This is a genomic window from uncultured Caldilinea sp., assembly GCF_937128415.1.
Taxonomy (GTDB): Bacteria; Chloroflexota; Anaerolineae; order Caldilineales; family Caldilineaceae; genus Caldilinea.
In genome coordinates this window covers 38,255-55,980 of the sequence record NZ_CAKZMJ010000083.1, presented here as the reverse complement: position 1 = coordinate 55,980, position 17,726 = coordinate 38,255, and the positions used below count along the sequence as shown (strand labels likewise).

The 17,726-nt window shown below is 63.8% G+C and carries 15 protein-coding genes and 1 pseudogene; 5 read left to right on the top strand and 11 right to left on the bottom strand.

The window, feature by feature from the left end; translation table 11 throughout:
* From Q0367_RS16225 to Q0367_RS16175, 11 genes and pseudogenes are all read right to left on the bottom strand, one after another.
* Positions 1-212 (bottom strand): annotated as a pseudogene (locus Q0367_RS16225) (ABC transporter permease); the annotation flags it as partial.
* The gene (locus tag Q0367_RS16220) at positions 209-1,189 is read right to left on the bottom strand and encodes an ABC transporter permease (RefSeq protein WP_298983534.1); all 981 of its coding nucleotides are present in this window, start codon (positions 1,187-1,189) and stop codon (positions 209-211) included. The gene Q0367_RS16220 and the pseudogene Q0367_RS16225, both read right to left, overlap by 4 nt.
* Positions 1,190-1,206: 17 nt before the next feature.
* Positions 1,207-2,685 carry a sugar ABC transporter ATP-binding protein gene (locus Q0367_RS16215; protein WP_298983531.1) on the bottom strand — a complete coding sequence of 493 codons (1,479 nt, stop codon included), beginning with the start codon at positions 2,683-2,685 and terminating at the stop codon, positions 1,207-1,209.
* 89 nt (positions 2,686-2,774) lie between these two features.
* Positions 2,775-3,869: an ABC transporter substrate-binding protein gene (locus Q0367_RS16210; RefSeq protein WP_297641037.1), complete on the bottom strand. Its 1,095-nt coding sequence runs from the start codon at positions 3,867-3,869 to the stop codon at positions 2,775-2,777.
* 263 nt (positions 3,870-4,132) lie between these two features.
* Positions 4,133-5,059, bottom strand: coding sequence for a phosphotriesterase (locus Q0367_RS16205; protein ID WP_297641038.1), 927 nt, complete (start codon positions 5,057-5,059; stop codon positions 4,133-4,135).
* A 19-nt stretch (positions 5,060-5,078) separates the two neighbouring features.
* Positions 5,079-5,849, bottom strand: coding sequence for an SDR family NAD(P)-dependent oxidoreductase (locus Q0367_RS16200; protein ID WP_297641039.1), 771 nt, complete (start codon positions 5,847-5,849; stop codon positions 5,079-5,081).
* The gene (locus tag Q0367_RS16195; protein WP_297641040.1) at positions 5,846-6,664 is read right to left on the bottom strand and encodes an SIS domain-containing protein; all 819 of its coding nucleotides are present in this window, start codon (positions 6,662-6,664) and stop codon (positions 5,846-5,848) included. Before Q0367_RS16195 ends, Q0367_RS16200 begins: the two co-directional genes overlap by 4 nt.
* Positions 6,665-6,708: 44 nt before the next feature.
* Positions 6,709-7,785 carry a Gfo/Idh/MocA family protein gene (locus Q0367_RS16190; protein WP_297641041.1) on the bottom strand — a complete coding sequence of 359 codons (1,077 nt, stop codon included), beginning with the start codon at positions 7,783-7,785 and terminating at the stop codon, positions 6,709-6,711.
* Between the two features lie 146 nt (positions 7,786-7,931).
* Positions 7,932-9,092: a Gfo/Idh/MocA family protein gene (locus Q0367_RS16185; protein WP_297641042.1), complete on the bottom strand. Its 1,161-nt coding sequence runs from the start codon at positions 9,090-9,092 to the stop codon at positions 7,932-7,934.
* Positions 9,093-9,104: 12 nt separating this feature from the next.
* Positions 9,105-10,094: an ROK family protein gene (locus tag Q0367_RS16180; RefSeq protein ID WP_297641043.1), complete on the bottom strand. Its 990-nt coding sequence runs from the start codon at positions 10,092-10,094 to the stop codon at positions 9,105-9,107.
* A 5-nt stretch (positions 10,095-10,099) separates the two neighbouring features.
* Entirely contained in the window at positions 10,100-11,392 is a 1,293-nt protein-coding gene (locus Q0367_RS16175; protein ID WP_297641044.1) for an FAD-dependent oxidoreductase, read from the bottom strand.
* A gap of 261 nt (positions 11,393-11,653) precedes the next feature.
* On the opposite strand from Q0367_RS16175, the gene yhfZ reads away from it, so the two are divergent.
* The 5 genes from yhfZ to Q0367_RS16150 all read left to right on the top strand — a co-directional run bounded on the left by yhfZ (position 11,654) and on the right by Q0367_RS16150 (position 17,702).
* On the top strand, positions 11,654-12,616 hold the full coding sequence (yhfZ, locus tag Q0367_RS16170) for a GntR family transcriptional regulator YhfZ (protein ID WP_297641045.1): 963 nt from the start codon (positions 11,654-11,656) through the stop codon (positions 12,614-12,616).
* A gap of 63 nt (positions 12,617-12,679) precedes the next feature.
* Positions 12,680-13,855 carry a fumarylacetoacetate hydrolase family protein gene (locus Q0367_RS16165; RefSeq protein ID WP_298983525.1) on the top strand — a complete coding sequence of 392 codons (1,176 nt, stop codon included), beginning with the start codon at positions 12,680-12,682 and terminating at the stop codon, positions 13,853-13,855.
* A gap of 20 nt (positions 13,856-13,875) precedes the next feature.
* Positions 13,876-14,160, top strand: a complete 285-nt coding sequence (locus tag Q0367_RS16160; RefSeq protein ID WP_297641135.1) for an enolase C-terminal domain-like protein — start codon at positions 13,876-13,878, stop codon at positions 14,158-14,160.
* Positions 14,161-14,208: 48 nt separating this feature from the next.
* On the top strand, positions 14,209-16,170 hold the full coding sequence (locus Q0367_RS16155) for a DEAD/DEAH box helicase (RefSeq protein WP_298983523.1): 1,962 nt from the start codon (positions 14,209-14,211) through the stop codon (positions 16,168-16,170).
* Between the two features lie 272 nt (positions 16,171-16,442).
* Positions 16,443-17,702: a branched-chain amino acid ABC transporter substrate-binding protein gene (locus Q0367_RS16150; RefSeq protein ID WP_298983521.1), complete on the top strand. Its 1,260-nt coding sequence runs from the start codon at positions 16,443-16,445 to the stop codon at positions 17,700-17,702.
* The last annotated feature ends 24 nt before the right edge of the window (positions 17,703-17,726 follow it).

Genomic DNA, 17,726 nt, shown 5'->3' with positions numbered 1-17,726 from the left:
TGCGCCGCCGCCAGGATGCCCAGTGGGGCGGCCTGCAACAACGTGTTGCGAACGCCGCTCACCGAGAAAAAGCCAGGCTGAATGGCGCTCGTCACCAGAAACAGAAGCACGAAGACGCCGGCCAGCACCGCCAACGGATTCTCCTCCGCCCACCGCTGAAAGGATCGTTCTTTGCCGGCGCGGCCTTGAACTACGCGCGATTCACTGCTCATGATCTCCGCTCCCGCAAGAAGGCGACCAGGCCGCCGAACATCATCACGCCTGCGATCAGGACGCCCTGAATGACCTGCGCATTGTTGGAGTCGACGCGCATGGCGATCAGGATTGGATTTAACATAATTAGCGTCACCCCGGTCGCCACCACGCCGAAGACGTTGCCGACGCCGCCGGTCAAGGCGACGCCGCCCAACACGACTGCGGCCACGCTGTTCAGCGTGGCGTTGGCGCCAATTGCGAAGCGAGGGTCGCCCGTGCCCGTGAGCGCCACCATGGCGAGTCCGGCCAGGCCGGCCATGGCGCCGCCGATGCCATAGGCGACGATCTTCGCCCGTCGCACGTCGAGGCCGGCCAGTTGCGCCGCCGTCTTATTGCTGCCTACGGCGTACAGCGAAAGGCCGACCCGCGTCGTGCGCGACCAGATCGCCACCAACGCGCCAGGGATCAACAGCATCAGGAGCGGCGGCCAGTAGGAGCCGCCCACGCCGCTGGGCGAGCCGGTGAAGAGCCAGCGCATCTCCGGCGCGGTGCCGCCGCCTGGAGAGGGTAGAATCCACAGTGCGAGTCCGGACCAGATATAACCCGTCGCCAGGGTGACGACGATGTCCGGCACGCCGGAGAGGGTGATGACAAAGCCGACGAGCGCGTTGAGTAGAGCCAGGCCGGCGACGATTCCCAGTGCAATCAACACGACAGTGGGCAGCGGCTGGCCTGCCATGAAGCGGGCGGCGATCACATTGCTCAGCAACAGCAGGGCGCCCAGGGAGAGGTCGATGCCGCCGGAGATCACGATGATCGCCTGGCCGATGGCCAGGTAGACGAGCGGCAGGCTGTTCTTGGTGATCGATGTAATTTGAAAGGGGCCGAACACAGGGATCAGCGTGCTGTACCAGAGCACCAGTGCGCCGAGCAACAGCCAGACGCCTAGCGCCCAGCTGTTGCGAAACAGGATGCGCAGCGCTGGATTTCGCATAGCCACACTAAACGCCATTACACCCCAACCTCCAATCCATGGGCAGCCTTTAAAAGAGAAGACTCCGTAGCCGTTGCGGCGTCCTGTTCATCGACAATGCGACCATCGTGCATGACCAGCGCCCGGTCGCACACCAGGCCGATCTCAGCCAGCTCGCTGGTGTAGAGCACGATGGCTGCGCCTTGGGCCGCCAGTTCGCGCAGCAGGGCGTAAATCTCGCGTTTGGTCTGGATGTCGATGCCGCGCGTCGGATCGAAGCAGAGCAGCGTGCGAAAACCGCTGACCAACCAGCGACCAAGCACGACCTTTTGCTGGTTGCCTCCGGAGAGCCTGCGCACCTGCGACGCCGCGCGCACGTCGATCGACAGCCGCTCAATGGCGCGCTGCACACGTGGACGCTCGTCCGCCGGGATGCGCAGCCAACGGCGCAGATGGTTGAAAAGCGGCAAGGCAAGGTTGTGATGGACGGACTGATTGGGCAACAGCGCAATCAGCCGGTCGCCCGGCACCAGCACCACGCCTCGTCGCACTGCGTCGTAGGGGGAATGGAAACGACAGGGCTTGCCGGCGACCAGAATTTCGCCTGCAACTGGTCGTCGAGCGCCCGAGAGTAGATCGAACAGCCGATCCTGCCCCTGTCCTTCCAGCGCCACCAGGCCGAGAATCTCACCGGAGCGCACTGCAAACGAAACCCCGCGCACGTGATGGCGGTCGGCCAGTCCCCGCACCTCCAGCGCCGTCTCGCCGAAGCGACGGGTCGCTGCCGCGTCCTGGGTTGTTTTCAGCATAGGCTCCACCGAGGCGCCGAGCATTGCCTCAACCAGTTGATGTTCGTCGACCTCCGCCGTGACCAGTTCGGCCACGTTGCGACCGTCGCGCAGGATCGTGGCCTGATCGCAGATGCGCATCACCTCGGCCAGACGATGGGTGATCAACACCGCCGATTTGCCCTGCGCCCGCCACTCGGCCAGCAGGTCGAAGACGCGCTCCGCCTGATCCGCCGTCAAGGCCGCCGTGATTTCGTCGAGCAGCAGCACATGAGGGTCGCGCGCCGCTGCGCGCGCCAGGTCTACGATGCGCAGCGTCTCCAGCGGAAGCTCCCGCACCAGCGCGCCCAAATCGAGTTTGCCAAGGCCGAATCGCTCGAGCCAGGCGTGAAATTTGGCGTTATCGATCCGGCTCAGGCGCAAGTTGTGCGCCACGGTGAGGTCTGGGATCAGCGCTGGGTCCTGAAACACGGTCGCAATGCCGGCGGCGATGGCGTCGGCGGGCGTATGGAACTGCACTACCCGACCTTCGACGTACACCTTGCCGGCGTCGGCAGGCTGAACGCCGGCAAGGATTTTCACGAGCGTGCTTTTGCCTGCGCCATTGGCGCCGAGGAGAGCATGAATCTCACCCCGGCGCACCGTCATATCGACGCCGCGCAGCGCCACCACCGGCCCATAGGCTTTGGCGACGCCCTGCGTGGCGAGCAACACTTGCGATTGATTCATGGGTGGTTGCGTAGCATGGGTTGCGTGTTGCGTGGTGCGTGTTGCGTCAATCCACCACACAACACGCACCACGCAGCCTATCTCATTCTTTACTCGCCCGGGCCTTTGCACGCAGAGACGTCGGCGCTGCCGTTGTAGAGGGTGTACGGCTCGATGTCGACGTAGGTGCTCCAGCCGGGTTGTTCATCCGGCGCGTAGATCGCTTTCAGCTCTTCCAGGTTGTTGACATTGTCGAAGAGTCTAGGCGTCAAGAGGGTGACGCGTTCCGGATTCTTGCCGGTGAGAGCGTCGAGAGCAATCGCCGTGCCGACGGCGCCGATGGCCGGCGGGTTGGTGACGGCCGCGCCGATCAGCCCTTGATCCTTGAGTTCGATCAGTTGCTTGACGAAGCCGTTGTTGTCTGCGCCGACGATCGGGACGAAGGGCACGTTGGCGGCCTGGAACTGCTCCACAACGGTGTAGTCGATGCCCGAAGTCCAGATGCCGTCGATCTCGATGGTCGTGATCAGATCGAGCGCCTGCTGTGCGCCGGTCGAGGGATCCCAGTTGGTGAAGGTTTCGGCTACGACTTCAATCTCCGGGTACTTGGCCAGCGCCTCCAGGAAGCCGTTGTGGCGGTCGGTGTCCGCCGGCACGCCGTCGATGCCGCGCATCTCCACGACTTTCCCCTTGCCGCCCAGCGTCTCAAAGAGCCACTCGGCGCCGATGCGGCCGTAGGCGGTCTGGTCGTTGGTCGCAATATAGGCCCCTTCTGCGCTGACTGCCTGATCCACCGCCACGACGACGATGCCCTGGGCGATGGCGGCCTCAAGCACGGCGTTCAACGCATCGCGGTCGCTCGGGTTGAGGATGATGGCGTCCACGCCCTGCGAGATCAGGTTCTCCAGGTCGGCGATCTGCTCGGTGGGGCCGGCGTTGCGGTTGGCGATGATGAGGCGATCCACCAGGCCGCTGGCCCGAGCCTGCGCCTTGATGGAGCAGATCATCTGCTCGCGCCAGGCGTTGCCGACGAGCGTGTTGCTGACGCCCAGCACAAAGCCACCCTCTTTAGCGGGCGCTTCCGCCGCAGGCGCAGTTGGAGCAGCCGGCGCCGCCCCAGGCGCCGGCGCCACGCAGCCGCCCACCAGCAGGGCCAACAGCACCAGCACACTCCCGATCAGATAGATTCGATTGCGTTGCTTCATACGTTTTCCTCCTGTTTCCTTTCTATGCGTTGTTTAGAAAATGTTGCCATCAGGGGTTGTTACGCCGACGATAGGGGAGCGTCCCTGATGTGAGTGCACAGATTGTCTGGGTAGAGCTACAAAACGGTTGTAAAATCTCGGGCGGCTTTAGCGTCTCGCAAGCCCTACGGAAGCTCAAATTGATGAAAGTACAGGAATTCTAAAAAAGTCTACCAGAGCATCAAAATTCTGTCATCTTGCGAAAACGTAAACAAAGAGCGCTTTCAAGCTACGCCCAATTGCAACAGCCGCGCCGGCGTCTTCCCCATCATCGCCTCAATCTGCGAACTATCCAGCCCGCGCTCGCGCAGCCAGGGCAGAAAACGCCACAGGATGTAGGTCAACCCAGGGCCGCCCCAGCCGCCGTAGGCGGGCCAGTAGGAAGCGCGCGCCAGGTCGCCGGAGAGGCAGAGTTGATCGCCGTAGCCTTCGGCCACCATGGCGAGGATCAGTTCGATGCGCCGGCTGTCCGGCAGATATTTTTCCTTGCCGATCTGGTCAACGCCCAAATTGGCGCCGGTTTGAGCCACGCTGCGCCAATAGTCCAACTCCGGCTTATGGTCAAGATGGCCGACCAGGATGCGCTCCGGGGACACGCCCTCGCGGCGCAGCAGCTCGATCTGCTCGAGCGCCATCGTGCCCTTCTCCGTGTGCGTGCTGATCAGCGCGCCGGTCTCGCGATGGGCGCGGCCCGCCGCCCGAAAGACCTTCTCCTCCGCCGGCGTGATGGCGTTCAGGCTGGAGCCGGCCTTGATCACGCCTGCGCGCACGCCGGCGCCGTCGATTCCTTCCTCGATCTCGCGGATCATCTCATCCGCCAGCTCGTTCACCGTGCGCTCCTCCACCCAGCGGCGACAGAATTTGTCCTTGAGCCAGCCGGTCGTGCAGATGATGTGCACGCCGGTCGCCGCCGAAATTTCGCGCAGCGCCTGCGGGTCGCGGCCGTAATCGCGCGGGGTCATCTCCACCAGCGCCCGCCCGCCCGCCAGAAAGAAACTGGTCAGCTCCCGCGTCGCAGCTGCGATGCTCTCCATGGCCAGGTCGCGATCGGCGACGTCGGCGGGTGGATGCGTGATGACATGCTCGTGCATGTAGGTGAAGCCCAAGGCTGTCGGTTCGATGTCGCCCAGCACCGTGCGAATTTTGCCCATTCTCTTTTCCCTTCCTTGCTCATCTCACCGTCCAACCGCCGTCGACCGTCAACACTGCGCCGGTGATAAAGCGCGCCTCGTCCGACAGCAGAAAGACCGCCGCACTTGCCACATCTTCCGGCATGCCCATGGCGCCGGTGAGGGGCTGGAGCTGCGTCAGCCGCGCCAGGATCGCCGGGTCTTGCTGGGCGCGACGGCTCATCGGCGTGGCGATCAGCCCCGGCGCAATCACGTTGACGCGCAGCCCCTGCGGCGCATAGTAGGACGCCATCGCTCGAGACAAGCCGATGATTCCGGCTTTGCTGGCCGCGTAGGCGTGCGTGGCGAAGTCTTCGTCGCCGCCCACCAGCCCCAGCACCGAGGCCAGGTTGACGACGGCCCCGCGGCTGGCGAGCAGCGCAGGCGTCGCATACTTGCAGACCAGGAAGACGGTGGTCAGGTTGAGGTCGAGCGTCCAACGCCAGCCCTCGAGCGTGCAACGGTCAACCGGCCCGTCGCCGTGCGCGCGTCCGCTGCCGCCCGCAGCGTTGAAAAGGCCGTCCAGGCGTCTCCAGCGCTCCATGATCTGCGCCACCGCCGCCTCCACCGCGGCCGGCTGCGTGAGGTCGACGGTCACGGGCAGCGCCTGGTCGGCGGCGAGGCGGCTGCACGTCTCCTGCAAGCCGTCGGCGGCGACGTCGAAAAGCGCCACGCGCGCGCCTTCCGCTGCACAACGCAGCGCCGTGGCTCGACCGATGCCGCTCGCCGCGCCGGTGACCAGCACGACCTTGTCCGCCAGCCGTTCCGTCACCGTGCACCTCCGGGCGGGCAGCCGTAGACCTGCGCCACGCGCGCCCGATAGTCGTCGTAGGTGCGCTCGAACAGATCGGCGGAGGCTTCGGCGCCGATCAACGCTGCGCTCGTCAACACCAGCGGCGGCTGGCCTCGCTTCACCAGCTCCTCCGCCACGAGGCATTTGAGCATATTCACCACCGCCACGTAGCCGATCGACGAGCCCGGCCCCACCGGCGTCTCCAGACCCTCGATGGTCACCATGGCGTCCCCCACCGGCGAACAGTTGTCGATGGTGACGTCGGCGATGTCGGAGAGTCGTTTTCCAGAGGAGTGGCGCACCGGAGAAGCCAGGCTGTGCGCCAGCGAGACCACGGCGATCACCGGCAGGCCGCGGCGCTTGGCCCCCAGCGCCACGTCGATCACGACGCCGTTGACGCCGCCGTTGGAGAAGACGATCATGCTGTCGTGCGCATGAAAGACAAAGTTGCGCAGGATGACCTCGCCGAAGCCTTCCAGCTTTTCCAGAAACATCGCCTGGCGCTGGCCGTTGGCGCCGACGACCTGCGTGTGGTTGGTGAGCGAAAGCTCCACAATCGGATGAAAGCCGGGAAAGCTCCCGTGCCGCGGAAACATCTCTTCGACAGGAATGCGCGAGTGGCCCGTGCCGAAGAGATGCACCAGCCCGCCGGCCGCAATCGAGTCGGCGCAGATGCGGGCCGCAGCCTCGATGGCGGGCGTCTGCGTCTCACGGATTTGCGTCAGGATGCGCTGCGCCGCCTCTAGATAGCGCAGCGCCGGCGAGGTCGAAGACTTTTCCACGATTTCACTCATGGCGTTACTTTCCTTCGCAACTTGTCTTTTGATGATTTAACTCTTTACTCGATCAGTGGCACGACGCGTCTTTCACGCGCGCTTAACACGGCTGTATCAACGATCTGCTGGCCGATGCGACAAATAGGGATCGACAACGGCCCGTGCACCGGTTCACCCGTGCGTAGGCTGTGCACAAAGTTCTGGATCGGATTCTGAAAAGGCGGCTTCAGCTCGTCGACCGGCAGCACCTGGCCTTCTGGATGCGCCCGCGTCTGCACGCGGATCGTCGGCTCATAGTCATAAGAGCTGATCGTTCCTTCTGTGCCGACGATCACGAAGCCACACTTGGGCTGCGGCTGATGCGTCCAGGGGTCGGTGAAGGTGCCCCAGCGCGTCTCGAATTTGGAGAGGCCTTTGGCGTAGCGCGCCACTGTAACGCTGTGCTCATCGACTTCAAGGCCGGGAGGCTCATAAACCATTGTCATGACCTCGATCGGTTTGTCGCCGCCGTGAAACCAGGTGCCCAACGTTGCGCCGTAACCTAAGTAATCGAGCAGCGAGCCGCCGCCCATGTCGCGGCGATAAAACCAGCTTTCACGCTTGCGCCGCTCCGCCTCTTCAGGTGCAACTTCCACTTTGTCGGCCAGGTGATAGAGCGGCCCACGGTTGCCGTCGTAGTAGTGCACCTCGATCACCTCGCCGATCACGCCTTCATCGATCAGCCGTTTGGTGGTGACATGCGGAGGATACCAGGCCAGCGGCCAGTTGATCACCATCTGTTTGCCCGTCGCAGCGACAGCCGCGATCATGCGATCCGCCTCGGCTAGCGAAGCTGCAAACGGCTTTTCGACCAGGATGTGCACGCCGTAGGGGGCTACGCGTTCGACCCAAAGCCCATGGGTGGCTGTGGCCGGGCAGAGAATGACGAAGTCCGGCTGCGTTGCTTCCAGGCACTGGCGGTAATCGGTGAAGATACGGTCATCGGGAATGGAGAAGTTGCGCGCGGCGGCGACCATCCGTTCCGGCTGTTCGTCGCAGATGCCGACAATTTCAACGTCCGGGTGTTCATACGCCTGACGCAATAGATCGCCCATGTGCATGTGGTCAAAGTTAATGCCGACGACTTTGAGTTTTGACATGACACACTTCCCTTCTATGGGCTCCCAAAACATTTCCTGATTTTTCTTTCATATCACGCCGGAGGTGAGGACTACGTGGGCGCCTTTCACGACACCGGGTGCGGCTGTGAGCCACACGTTTCCGGCGCACCGTAAAAACCTGGAAGTCAGCCATTCTGATTGGGCAGGCGATGCACCTCGCCTGGACGCTTTGGCTGGCGATCGCGCGCGCTGCCAATGGCGGCGAAGGCCAGCGCCAGGCTGCGAAGGTTATCCGCAGCGTTATTGTAAGGCGAGCGCTTTTCCTCGATGGCGCAGAGCAACTCCGCCATTGCACCGTGAAAGCCGTCTGGGAACCAGTGTCCCTTCAGGATAGGGGAGGCGACGCCTTGCGCCGTGAACAGTTGCACCGTCTGCTCCTGCAAATTGGGGCCGCTGCTCATCGCCGTTCCCTGCGTCCCGACCAGGTAGGTGCGGTCATGGTGGCCGAATTTCGTGACAGCGTTGAAACTGAGCGTCGCCTGCGCCGCCGGATAGTCCACGAGCACATGGGCGAGCATTGGCGGCCGCGGGCGTTGCTGGCGCGTGCGATTGACGGCAGCGAAAACCTGCTGTGGCTCTTCCTCGCCGAAGTAACAGGTCAACATATCGAACCAGTGGATGGCGAAATCGTAGAGCACCAGATCCGCGATGTCGTTGAAGGGTGTGTCCACCACCCACGAATGATCCCAGTGGACGGAAAGGTCGGCGCTGGTGAGCTCGCCCAACAGGCCCGCTGCAACCGCCAGGCGCAGATAGGCGACGTGCGGCGCCCAGCGGCCGTTCTGGTTGACGGCCAGTTGCACTCCTTGCTTTGCGGCCAGCTCACATAGGCGTGCGCCGACGTCCAGATCGAGCACGAAGGGTTTCTGACTGAGCACATGTTTTCGCGCCAACAGTGCAGCCTCGATCAACGGCACGCGTTCGGCGGGATGGGTGGCGATATCCACCACCTCGATGTCATCTCGGCGCAGCAGCTCGCAGGAGTCAGTGTAAACGGCGGCGTCTGGATAGAACGCTGCGCGACGCTCTTCTGCGCGTTCCCGAAATCGATCGCACAGCGCCACGACGTTGTATCCTGCGGAGCGATAGGCGGCAAGATGGTGCGCCGTGATGCCGCCGCAGCCGATCAGACCGATGGCGGGGCGGTAGCGCTGGGGGTCGCGCGGCCGGTAGGGCAAGTCCGGCGCCGTAAACGTCATCTGTGCGCTTTCGCGTGCACCACTGTAAACGTCCGGCTCCACCTGCAATCTTTCTTGATTCTTTTCAAGCGAGGTCTTCTGCACCATGACGCCTCCCCTCTATGTCATCGCAAACAATTCTTTCCCCGACGCCCGCTCCGCCGCCCAGAGCGCCGCGCCGATGGCGCCGGCGTCCGGGCCCAGCGCGGCCTGCACGATGCGCACGCGGTCGACCGGGATGGCGCGGCAGCGCTCGCGCACGATGGCGCGCACGGGCGCCAGCAGCTGCTCGCCGAGATTGGCCACGCTGCCGCCGAGAATCACGCACTCAGGGCTGAGCGCCGTGACCATGTTCGCCACGCCGGCGCCCAGATATTTCGTCACGTGCGCCAGGATCGACTGCGCGGTGGCGTCGCCCATTGCGGCGGCCTGTCCGACCAGCGCAGGGGTCACACGGGCGGGATCGCCGTCCGCAAGCTGCAGCAACAGGCTGTCCGGCGCCTCCGCCAACCGCTGCACCGCCAGCTTCTGAATGGCCACGCCGCTGGCGTAGGTCTCCAGGCAGCCGCGGTTGCCACACGTGCACAGCGGCCCGTCGGGGTCCATGGTCAGATGGCCGATCTCTCCCGCTGTGCCGTCGATGCCCCAGAAGAGCCGTCCGTTGATGGCGATGCCGCCGCCGACGCCCGTGCCTAGCGTGAAGCCGACCACCGTCTGCGCGCCGCGACCCGCGCCGAGCAGCGTCTCCGCCAGCACGAAGGCGCGCGCGTCGTTGATCAGCCACACGGGGCGCCCTAACGCCTCCTGCAGGAACGGCCCCGCCGGCACGTTGCGCCAGGCGCCCGCCAGGTTGGGCAAGAAGTGCGTGTAGCCGGTCTTCAGGTCATAGACGCCGGGCACGCCGAGTCCGATGGCGGCAAGCTCCGCCACTGCAAGGCCGGCATCAGCGCAGGTTCTTTCCACCAGCGTCGCCATGCGTCGCAGCACCGCCTCCGGCCCTTCGTGAGAATCGGTCGGCGCGGCGGCGCGCGCCAGCGTGCGTCCGCTTTCGTGTTCGAGAATCGTCACAGCGATCTTGGTGCCGCCGAGGTCAACGCCCGCCAGGATCATCCTCGCTACTCCGCGCCGGAGAAGAGCGCGCCGTCTGCGCGCAGCTGTTGTTGCAACCGGGCGATCGGCACACTGCGCACGAGGCCCTCGTTTTGCAGCGCCATCGCCGCCGCCGTTCCGGCGGCCTGTCCCATCGCCATGCACTGCCCCATGCTGCGCACCGAGGCGTGGGCGTCGTGCGTCGCTGAAAGACAGCGGCCGGCGACCAGCACGTTGGCGAGCGTCTGCGGGAGCAGGCTGCGGAAAGGAATGTCGTACGTTGCGCCGGGGGGCAGATACTCCCAGCGCGTGTCGCTGCCGGGGTGGTGGTCCTCGATGGGCGCGCCGCACTGGGCGATGGCGTCGGGAAAATGGCGGGCGTTGAGCACATCCTCGCGCGTCAGGCGATAGTCGCCGTAAACGCGGCGCGTCTCGCGCACGCCGATCTGTGTGCTGAAATTGATCAGGTAGGCGTTTTCGTAGCCGGGGATGCGTTCGCGCAGGAAGCGCACGTACTCCATCGCCTGCTTGCGGCCTTCGACCTCGGCCTTGGTCAGCTCGACCGGGTCGGTGGCGTCGACGTAGGCGACGCGCGTCATGTTGGTAGCGACGACGCCGCGCAGCGGCGTGCGGTGGACGCTGCCCTCCTCGCGGGGCAACCGGTATTCGCCGCTGAGGTTGGCCTCCTTCATCAGCCGCACCAGGTCTGCGCGTTTGACCTTGAGGGCGCGTTCTTCGTCGACGTTGCCGAGCCGGAAGGTCGTGGTGAGCGACTGGGCGGGCCCATCTTCGCCCGCCAGCTGGAAGGGCGCGCCAGCGCGAAAGCAGAGGTCGGCGTCCCCTGACGCGTCGATGAAGACCTTGCCGGTGATCCAGCCCAGCCCGCTCTTGCCCGCCACCAGCAGGCCCGTCACGCACTCGCCCTCCTTGCGCACATCGACGCAGAAGGTGTGCAGACGCAGGCGCACGCCCGCCTCCAGCGCCGTCTGCTCCCACACCACCTGCAGGGTGGGCGGGTCGTAGGTGACGGCCTGCCCTGCGCCGTAGCTGCTGGGGCGCTCGATGACCATGCCGTAGCGTCGCAGCCGCTCGACAATCTCCCATGGAATGCCGCCCACGACGCGCCGCGCATCGTTGCCGGGGATGTAGAAACCGTAAAACGAATCCAGCACCATGGTGGAGGTGCCGCCGAGAAAGCCGTAACGCTCCACAAGCAACGTGTCGGCGCCGGCGCGCGCTGCGGCGATGGCGGCCGTGCATCCTGCGCACCCCGCGCCCAGCACGACGACTTCGGCGCTGTCGAAGACCGGGAATTGCATGGGGAATCTTCCTTGTTAGAAATTTGTTCTGTATTTTGAATATACTCTAGTCGATTTTTGGGCGTTTGTCAAGGAGGTTTCACGCAATTTATACAAATAATAGAATATTTTATAGCGCCTGATCATCGAAGAAGGAAAGAGATGAGTTGCGCAACAAAATACGGGGGCATTGACATTCCCTCGGCGACATGTTACCCTTGAACAAGAGAGTGTTCAATATTTTGAATTTTATGCACGATGGCGTCAAAAACGGGGAGGCTCATGACGACGCTGGCGGGAAACCAGGATCACCGCATCACGGCGCAGGCGTTCATGACGCGACAGGGGCGGATCGTCGTTGAGCTGGCGCGCGTGTTGGTCGAGATGAAACCCGGCGATCGCCTTCTGCCGGTGCAGGAGTATGTCGAACTCTTTCACGTCGGCGCGGGCACCGTGCAGAATGCTCTGGACTATCTTCAGGACAGCGGCGCAGCGCAGCTCGAGGCGCGCGGTCGGCTGGGAACATCGATTGCGATGCTGGATTACATCCGCCTGTGGCGGCTCGGCTATCAGCGGCCAATGGTCGGCGCTTTGCCGCTGCCTTATTCTCGCCACGTGGAAGGGCTGGCGACGGCGCTGTACGCTCAATTCGCCGAAGCTGGCGTGGAGCTGACCTTGCGCTTCATGCGCGGCTCATCGCAGCGCCTGCAGGCCCTGGCGCAGGGAACAGTCGACTGGGCGCTGCTGTCGAGGTTCGCCGCGGAGACGGCAACGGCGCACGGGTTTACGGTGACGACGGTCGTGGCGTTGGGCGAATACACCTATCTGGCGGGCCACGTGCTCCTGCTGCGGGATCCCTCGGCTACGGGCTTACGCGACGGCGATCGCCTGGGCGTCGACTTCCTCTCTTCAGACCATACCTATATTTCGCGGGCGGTGAGCCGAGGGCGACGCGTCGAGCTGATAAGCATCCAGTATGACCAGGCGCTGGATTTGCTCGCCGCCGGCGCCATCGACGCCGTGGTGTGGACAAATCCGGAAACGCCCGCCGCACTCGACCATGTGGCGATGACGCCATTGACGACGGACGACGATCCGATGCTGCCGGCGCTCGGCGAGGCCGTGCTGGTCGCCGATCCGGCGCGACCGGCCGCCGCTAATCTGCTCCAGGCGCTGCTCGACGTTCCAGCGCTGCTCGAGATTCAACGCGCGGTGGTCCAGCGCACGCGCGTCCCCAGCTACTGAACAAGCCTTCTCCCCTGAGCGGGTATACGGTGAAGCGAGGCGCCGGGTAGCCACTGGGTCTCGGTGCGCGTCTACAAGAACGGCGTGCTGATCGGCGCCGGGCCGACGACGAGCTTCTTCGTCAACCGCGGCGGGCGCATCGGCGCCTGGCACCACCAGCCGCCGGCGCGCGCTTCGACGACTTCGGCGGCGGCGACACGCCCGCCAGCAGGGTCGGCGGCGCCGCCGCCGAAGAAGCTTGGCTCGCCATCAATAACTGGCTCTACCTTCCCGCCGTCCAATAGTATTATTCATAACAGAACGCAATGCAGACGGATTCATTATTTGGAGGCCAACATGACGCAACTGTTCCTTGTCCGTTTTCACGATCCCGCCCTGGGCTCCCGTGTAGGTGTGCAAATTGGCGCTACTGTCCACGATGTCACAGAGGAGGTTGGTTCTGTGGCGATGTGGCTGCGCGCAAGCGCAGGCCGCGTCGACGCCGCCATCGCCGATCTGCGCCAGGCCGTTCATTCCTCGCCCTATACTGTTCCCACAGACGCGCTCAACCACGAGCCCGCACCGGATCGCCTGCACTGGTTGCCGCCCGTCGACGCACAAGACGTGTGGGCTGCTGGCGTTACTTACGAGCGCAGCCGTATCGCCCGTCAGGAGGAAGCAAAAGATGGCGGCGACGTCTATGCACGCGTCTATGTGGCCGAGCGTCCCGAACTCTTCTTTAAGGCGCGCGGCCCGTGGGTGGTCGGCCCATATGATCGGGTGGGCATCCGCCATGATGCAACCTGGAATGTGCCGGAGCCTGAGCTGGTGCTCATAATCAATCCGGCACTAGAGATCGTTGGTTTCACCATCGGCAGCGATATGAGCAGCCGCGATATCGAAGGCGAGAACCCTCTCTATCTGCCCCAGGCCAAAATCTACACGCGTTCTTGCGCTTTAGGACCGGCCATTGCTCTTGGCAAAGTGGATAATGTGTGGCCAGCGAAGCGCATTGCAATGCAGATTGTCCGCAACGGTGCTGTAGTGTTCAGCGGTGAGACCCACACCGGTAAAATTCGCCGTCGACCAGACGAATTGGTCGCTTATCTGGGACGCGCTCTGAAGTTTCCTGATGGCGTGGCGTTAATGAGCGGAACCGGCATCGTACCTGAGGACACCTTCACGTTGACCGCTGGTGATGAGGTGCAGATCACCATCGAGGATGTGGGAACTTTACGAAATGTGGTGGCGGTGGTGTAAACAACAACGTCGCCGGTCCGATCTGCCATGCAGCGTGTATGCATCTGGGCGCCCATATCCCCAATCTCTTTTTTGTGGAGTCGGTCCGCGCATTTTATAAAACTTATTTTCCGATTTTGAGCACACTGGAAGTCACCGTGTGCGACGGTCATTTGCCCATTCCAGAAGGTCCAGGTTTGGGCGTGTCTCTGCGTGAAGAGGCGCTTCACCGTTCTGACCTGACTTACAAAGTTTCAGATGGTGAAGGGCTTGCAAAAGGACGTCGCACCATGGGAGATCACTGGGCGGTGGAAGAAATTCGGTAGACGAATTTCAAACTTGCGCATCTCCTTGCCTCCCGCTACGATTTTCCCATGGCATACGAACGCTTCGAGTGGCTCGAAATTCCTGAGCAGCCCACGACGCCTGCGAAGAAGTCGAAACCGCCCGCCGAGGCGAGGGTGGGCAAGCGTTGCCCGCAGTGCGGCTGGCTGGATGAGGAGACGGCGCTGAGCTGTTTTCGCTGCAGCTACCGCTACAACGTCGATCACTCCATGGCCGAGCGCATCGCCCAGCTCGGCGTCCGGCTGCCGCCGCGCGTGATCGAAACCAGACAGAACCTGGAGAATTTCTTCCGCATTCACGGGCGCGCGCGGCCGCCGGAGTCGCCGACGGTGCATCAGCTGCGCGTGCAGGCGGAGGCGCTGCGCCTGAGCCGGGGCTTCGACCGCCTGCTCTGCCTCGATGAGATTGTCGTGGAGCATTACGAACATCAGCTCGACGCAGCGCTGCGCGCGCTGCGCGAGATGCGCGGCCGCGCGCTGCTTGCGGACGAGGTCGGCCTCGGCAAGACGATCGAAGCCGGCATCGTCATGAAAGAGCTGATCCATCGCGGGTTGGTGCGCACCGTGCTGGTGTTGACGCCCGCCTCGCTCACCGAGCAGTGGCGCGAGGAGCTGGAGACCAAGTTTGGAGAAACCTTCACCGTGATGGAGCAGCCCTCGGCGTGGCGGGCGGCGGCGCAGGCCGAACATGGACGCTGGATCGCCAGCCTCGACCGCGCCAAGCTGGCGCATCAGCGCGAGGCGATCCTCAGCCGCGACTACGATCTGCTCATCGTGGACGAGGCGCACAAGCTCAAGAATCGCAGCACGCTGGCCTGGGAGTTCGTCAATCAGATTCGCAAGCGCTACGTGCTGATGTTGACCGCCACGCCGGTGCAGAACGATCTGATGGAGCTCTACAGCCTCATCACCATCCTGGCGCCGGGGCAGTTGGGCACGGTGCGCGCCTTCCGTCGCCACTTCCTCGACAGCTATGACCCGCGGCAGCCGCGCAACGCCGCCTCGCTGCGCCGCCTTCTCAACGACGTGATGATCCGCAACCGGCGCAGCAAGGTCAACGTGCATTTCCCTCGCCGCCAGGCCGCCATCTACCACCTGGAGCTGAGCGAGGCGGAGTGGACCCTCTATCGCGAGGTGACCGAGTACATTCGTCGGCGCTTTCGCGACGGCGACAGCGCCAAACATCTGCGCCTGACGCTGCTGACCCTGCAGAAGGAGCTGAGCAGCAGCCCCCAGGCGCTCGCCCACACCCTGCGCAGGATGCTCGCCGACCCGGCGCACGGCGAAAAGGTGCGCGGCGAGCTGCAGCGCTTCCTGGAACTGGCCGAAGCGATTCCCGAGAGCCGCAAGATGCGGGCGGTGTTCGAGATTCTCGACCGCTTTCCGGGCAAGTTCCTGATCTTCACCGAATATCGCCAGACGCAGGAGAGTATCCTGCACGCGTTGCATCGACGAGGCGTCCAGGCGGTCGGCTTTCACGGCGGGATGGATATTCACCAGAAAGAGGCGGCGGTGGCCCTTTTTCGCAAACCGGACGCAGAAGGCGGCGCTCGCGTGCTGGTGAGCACGGAGAGCGGCGCGGAGGGGCGCAACCTGCAATTCTGCCACCAGCTCATCAACTACGACCTGCCCTGGAATCCCATGCGCGTCGAGCAGCGCATCGGTCGGCTCCATCGCCTGGGCCAGGAGCACGACGTCACCATCTTCAACCTGAGCTGCAACGACACTATCGAAGCGCACGTGCTCGATCTGCTGGCGCGCAAGATTCGCATGTTCGAGCTGGTGATCGGCGAGCTGGACATGATTCTCGGCCACATCGACGGCGCCAAATCCTTCGAGGAGCTGCTACGCGAGGCGTGGGAAAGCGCCGCCAGCGAAGAGGATCTGCGCAGTCGCCTTGCCAGGCTGGGCGATGTGCTCGTCCAGGCGCGCAATGAGTATGAACGGGTGCGCGAGGCCAATCGGCTGCTGGACTGGGCGCTGGAGGGCTGAGGCGAATCCTTTCCGGCGCCTGCATCCTCCGTTGCAGCGACGGAGGGCTTTTGCAAGAAAATCTCGATTTGGAAAAGCGCCGCTGCTGCTTCTATAATTTCTGCACTATCTTCGGTCGGAAGCTACAATCGACAACTGGGTCGACAGGATTTGAGTCGCCCGGCGTCATCGACCGAAGCTCGCGGTGTAGCTCTGCACCGCTGCATTCTACTTGGTTTTACAATTTGCTTTTCCAGTTCAAACATTATCACCACGAAGAAAGGAAGGTGCACATGCGCAATGCTCGTTTTCTTCTCTTGTTTGCTGCGCTGATTGCGCTTTTGACGGCCTGCGTCGCTCCTGCGCCGGCGGGTGCGCCGGCGGCCCCTGCTGCGCAACCGGCGCCGGCTGAAGCGCAGCCTCAGCCCACCGGCGGTCAGGTCGTGATCGCCCCAGGCCAAACCATCCGCATCGGCGGTTCGTTTGCGCTGACCGGCCCTATCCCAGACCCCGGCAAGGACATCCGCCAGGCGGCTGAAATCGCCATCGACGACCTCAACGCCGCCGGCGGCGTCGAAGGCTTCCTCTTTGAGCTGGTCGCCGAGGACGGCGCCTGCTCCGGCGACCAGGGCACGGTGGTCGGCAACAAATTTGCGGCCGATCCCACGATCGTCGCCGTCACGGGCGGCACCTGCTCCGGCGAGACCTTCGGCCTGAAGCCGATTCTGCAGCGCGCTCGCATTCCCTTCGTCTCCCCCAGCGCCACCAACCCCGCCATCACCGATCCGGAGTGCGACGTCTGCAACCGCGTGGCGCTCAGCGATGCGCTGCAGGGCGAAGTGGACGCCGACTTTGTCTACAACCAGCTCGGCCTGCGCAAGGTCGCGGTGATGCACGACAATTCCGACTACGGCAAAGGCCTGGCGGAGATCTTCCAAAACGCCTTCATCAGGCTGGGCGGCGAAGTCACCAACTTCGAGGGCGTCCAGGTGGGCGACACCGACTTCCGCGCCGTGCTCGCCAAGATCGGCGCCAACCAGCCGGAGCTGATCTTCTTCGGCGGCTACTCGACCGAGGCGGCGCTGATCGCGCAGCAGATGAAGGAGACGGCCGGCCTCGAGAACGCCAAATTCATGAGCGACGACGGCGCCTACACGCAGCAGTACCTGCAGGCGGCCGGCGCAGCCGCAGAAGGCACCTACATGTCCTTTGTGGCCGGCGACGCCCAGGCCGACAAACTGGCGGAGTTCACCGAGAAGTACGTCGCCAAGTTTGGCGTCGAGCCGAGCCAGCTTGGCCCGTTCCATGGCCAGTCCTATGACTCGGTCATCCTGATCGGCGAGGCCATCAAGCGCGTGGCCAAAGTCGATGACAACGGCAACCTGGTGATCGACCGCGAGGAGCTGATCAAGGCCATCCGGGCGACCAAGGGGCTGCAGGGCATCACCGGCACGCTGACCTGCAATGAAATCGGCGAATGCGGCGCCGGCGGCGTGCAGATTTTCATCGTCGAAAACGGCCAGTTTAAGCAGATCGCCGGCTTCGGCATGTAAGGCCAACGCTTCGGACGATTTGTC

Excerpts from the sequence above, each read along its gene's own strand:
- Q0367_RS16220 (WP_298983534.1), bottom strand. The coding sequence starts at position 1,189 with ATGCGAAATCCAGCGCTGCGCATCCTGTTTCGCAACAGCTGGGCGCTA.
- Q0367_RS16215 (WP_298983531.1), bottom strand. The coding sequence starts at position 2,685 with ATGAATCAATCGCAAGTGTTGCTCGCCACGCAGGGCGTCGCCAAAGCC.
- Q0367_RS16210 (WP_297641037.1), bottom strand. The coding sequence starts at position 3,869 with ATGAAGCAACGCAATCGAATCTATCTGATCGGGAGTGTGCTGGTGCTG.
- Q0367_RS16205 (WP_297641038.1), bottom strand. The coding sequence starts at position 5,059 with ATGGGCAAAATTCGCACGGTGCTGGGCGACATCGAACCGACAGCCTTG.
- Q0367_RS16195 (WP_297641040.1), bottom strand. The coding sequence starts at position 6,664 with ATGAGTGAAATCGTGGAAAAGTCTTCGACCTCGCCGGCGCTGCGCTAT.
- Q0367_RS16190 (WP_297641041.1), bottom strand. The coding sequence starts at position 7,785 with ATGTCAAAACTCAAAGTCGTCGGCATTAACTTTGACCACATGCACATG.
- Q0367_RS16185 (WP_297641042.1), bottom strand. The coding sequence starts at position 9,092 with ATGGTGCAGAAGACCTCGCTTGAAAAGAATCAAGAAAGATTGCAGGTG.
- Q0367_RS16180 (WP_297641043.1), bottom strand. The coding sequence starts at position 10,094 with ATGATCCTGGCGGGCGTTGACCTCGGCGGCACCAAGATCGCTGTGACG.
- Q0367_RS16175 (WP_297641044.1), bottom strand. The coding sequence starts at position 11,392 with ATGCAATTCCCGGTCTTCGACAGCGCCGAAGTCGTCGTGCTGGGCGCG.
- yhfZ (WP_297641045.1), top strand. The coding sequence starts at position 11,654 with ATGACGACGCTGGCGGGAAACCAGGATCACCGCATCACGGCGCAGGCG.
- Q0367_RS16155 (WP_298983523.1), top strand. The coding sequence starts at position 14,209 with ATGGCATACGAACGCTTCGAGTGGCTCGAAATTCCTGAGCAGCCCACG.
- Q0367_RS16150 (WP_298983521.1), top strand. The coding sequence starts at position 16,443 with ATGCGCAATGCTCGTTTTCTTCTCTTGTTTGCTGCGCTGATTGCGCTT.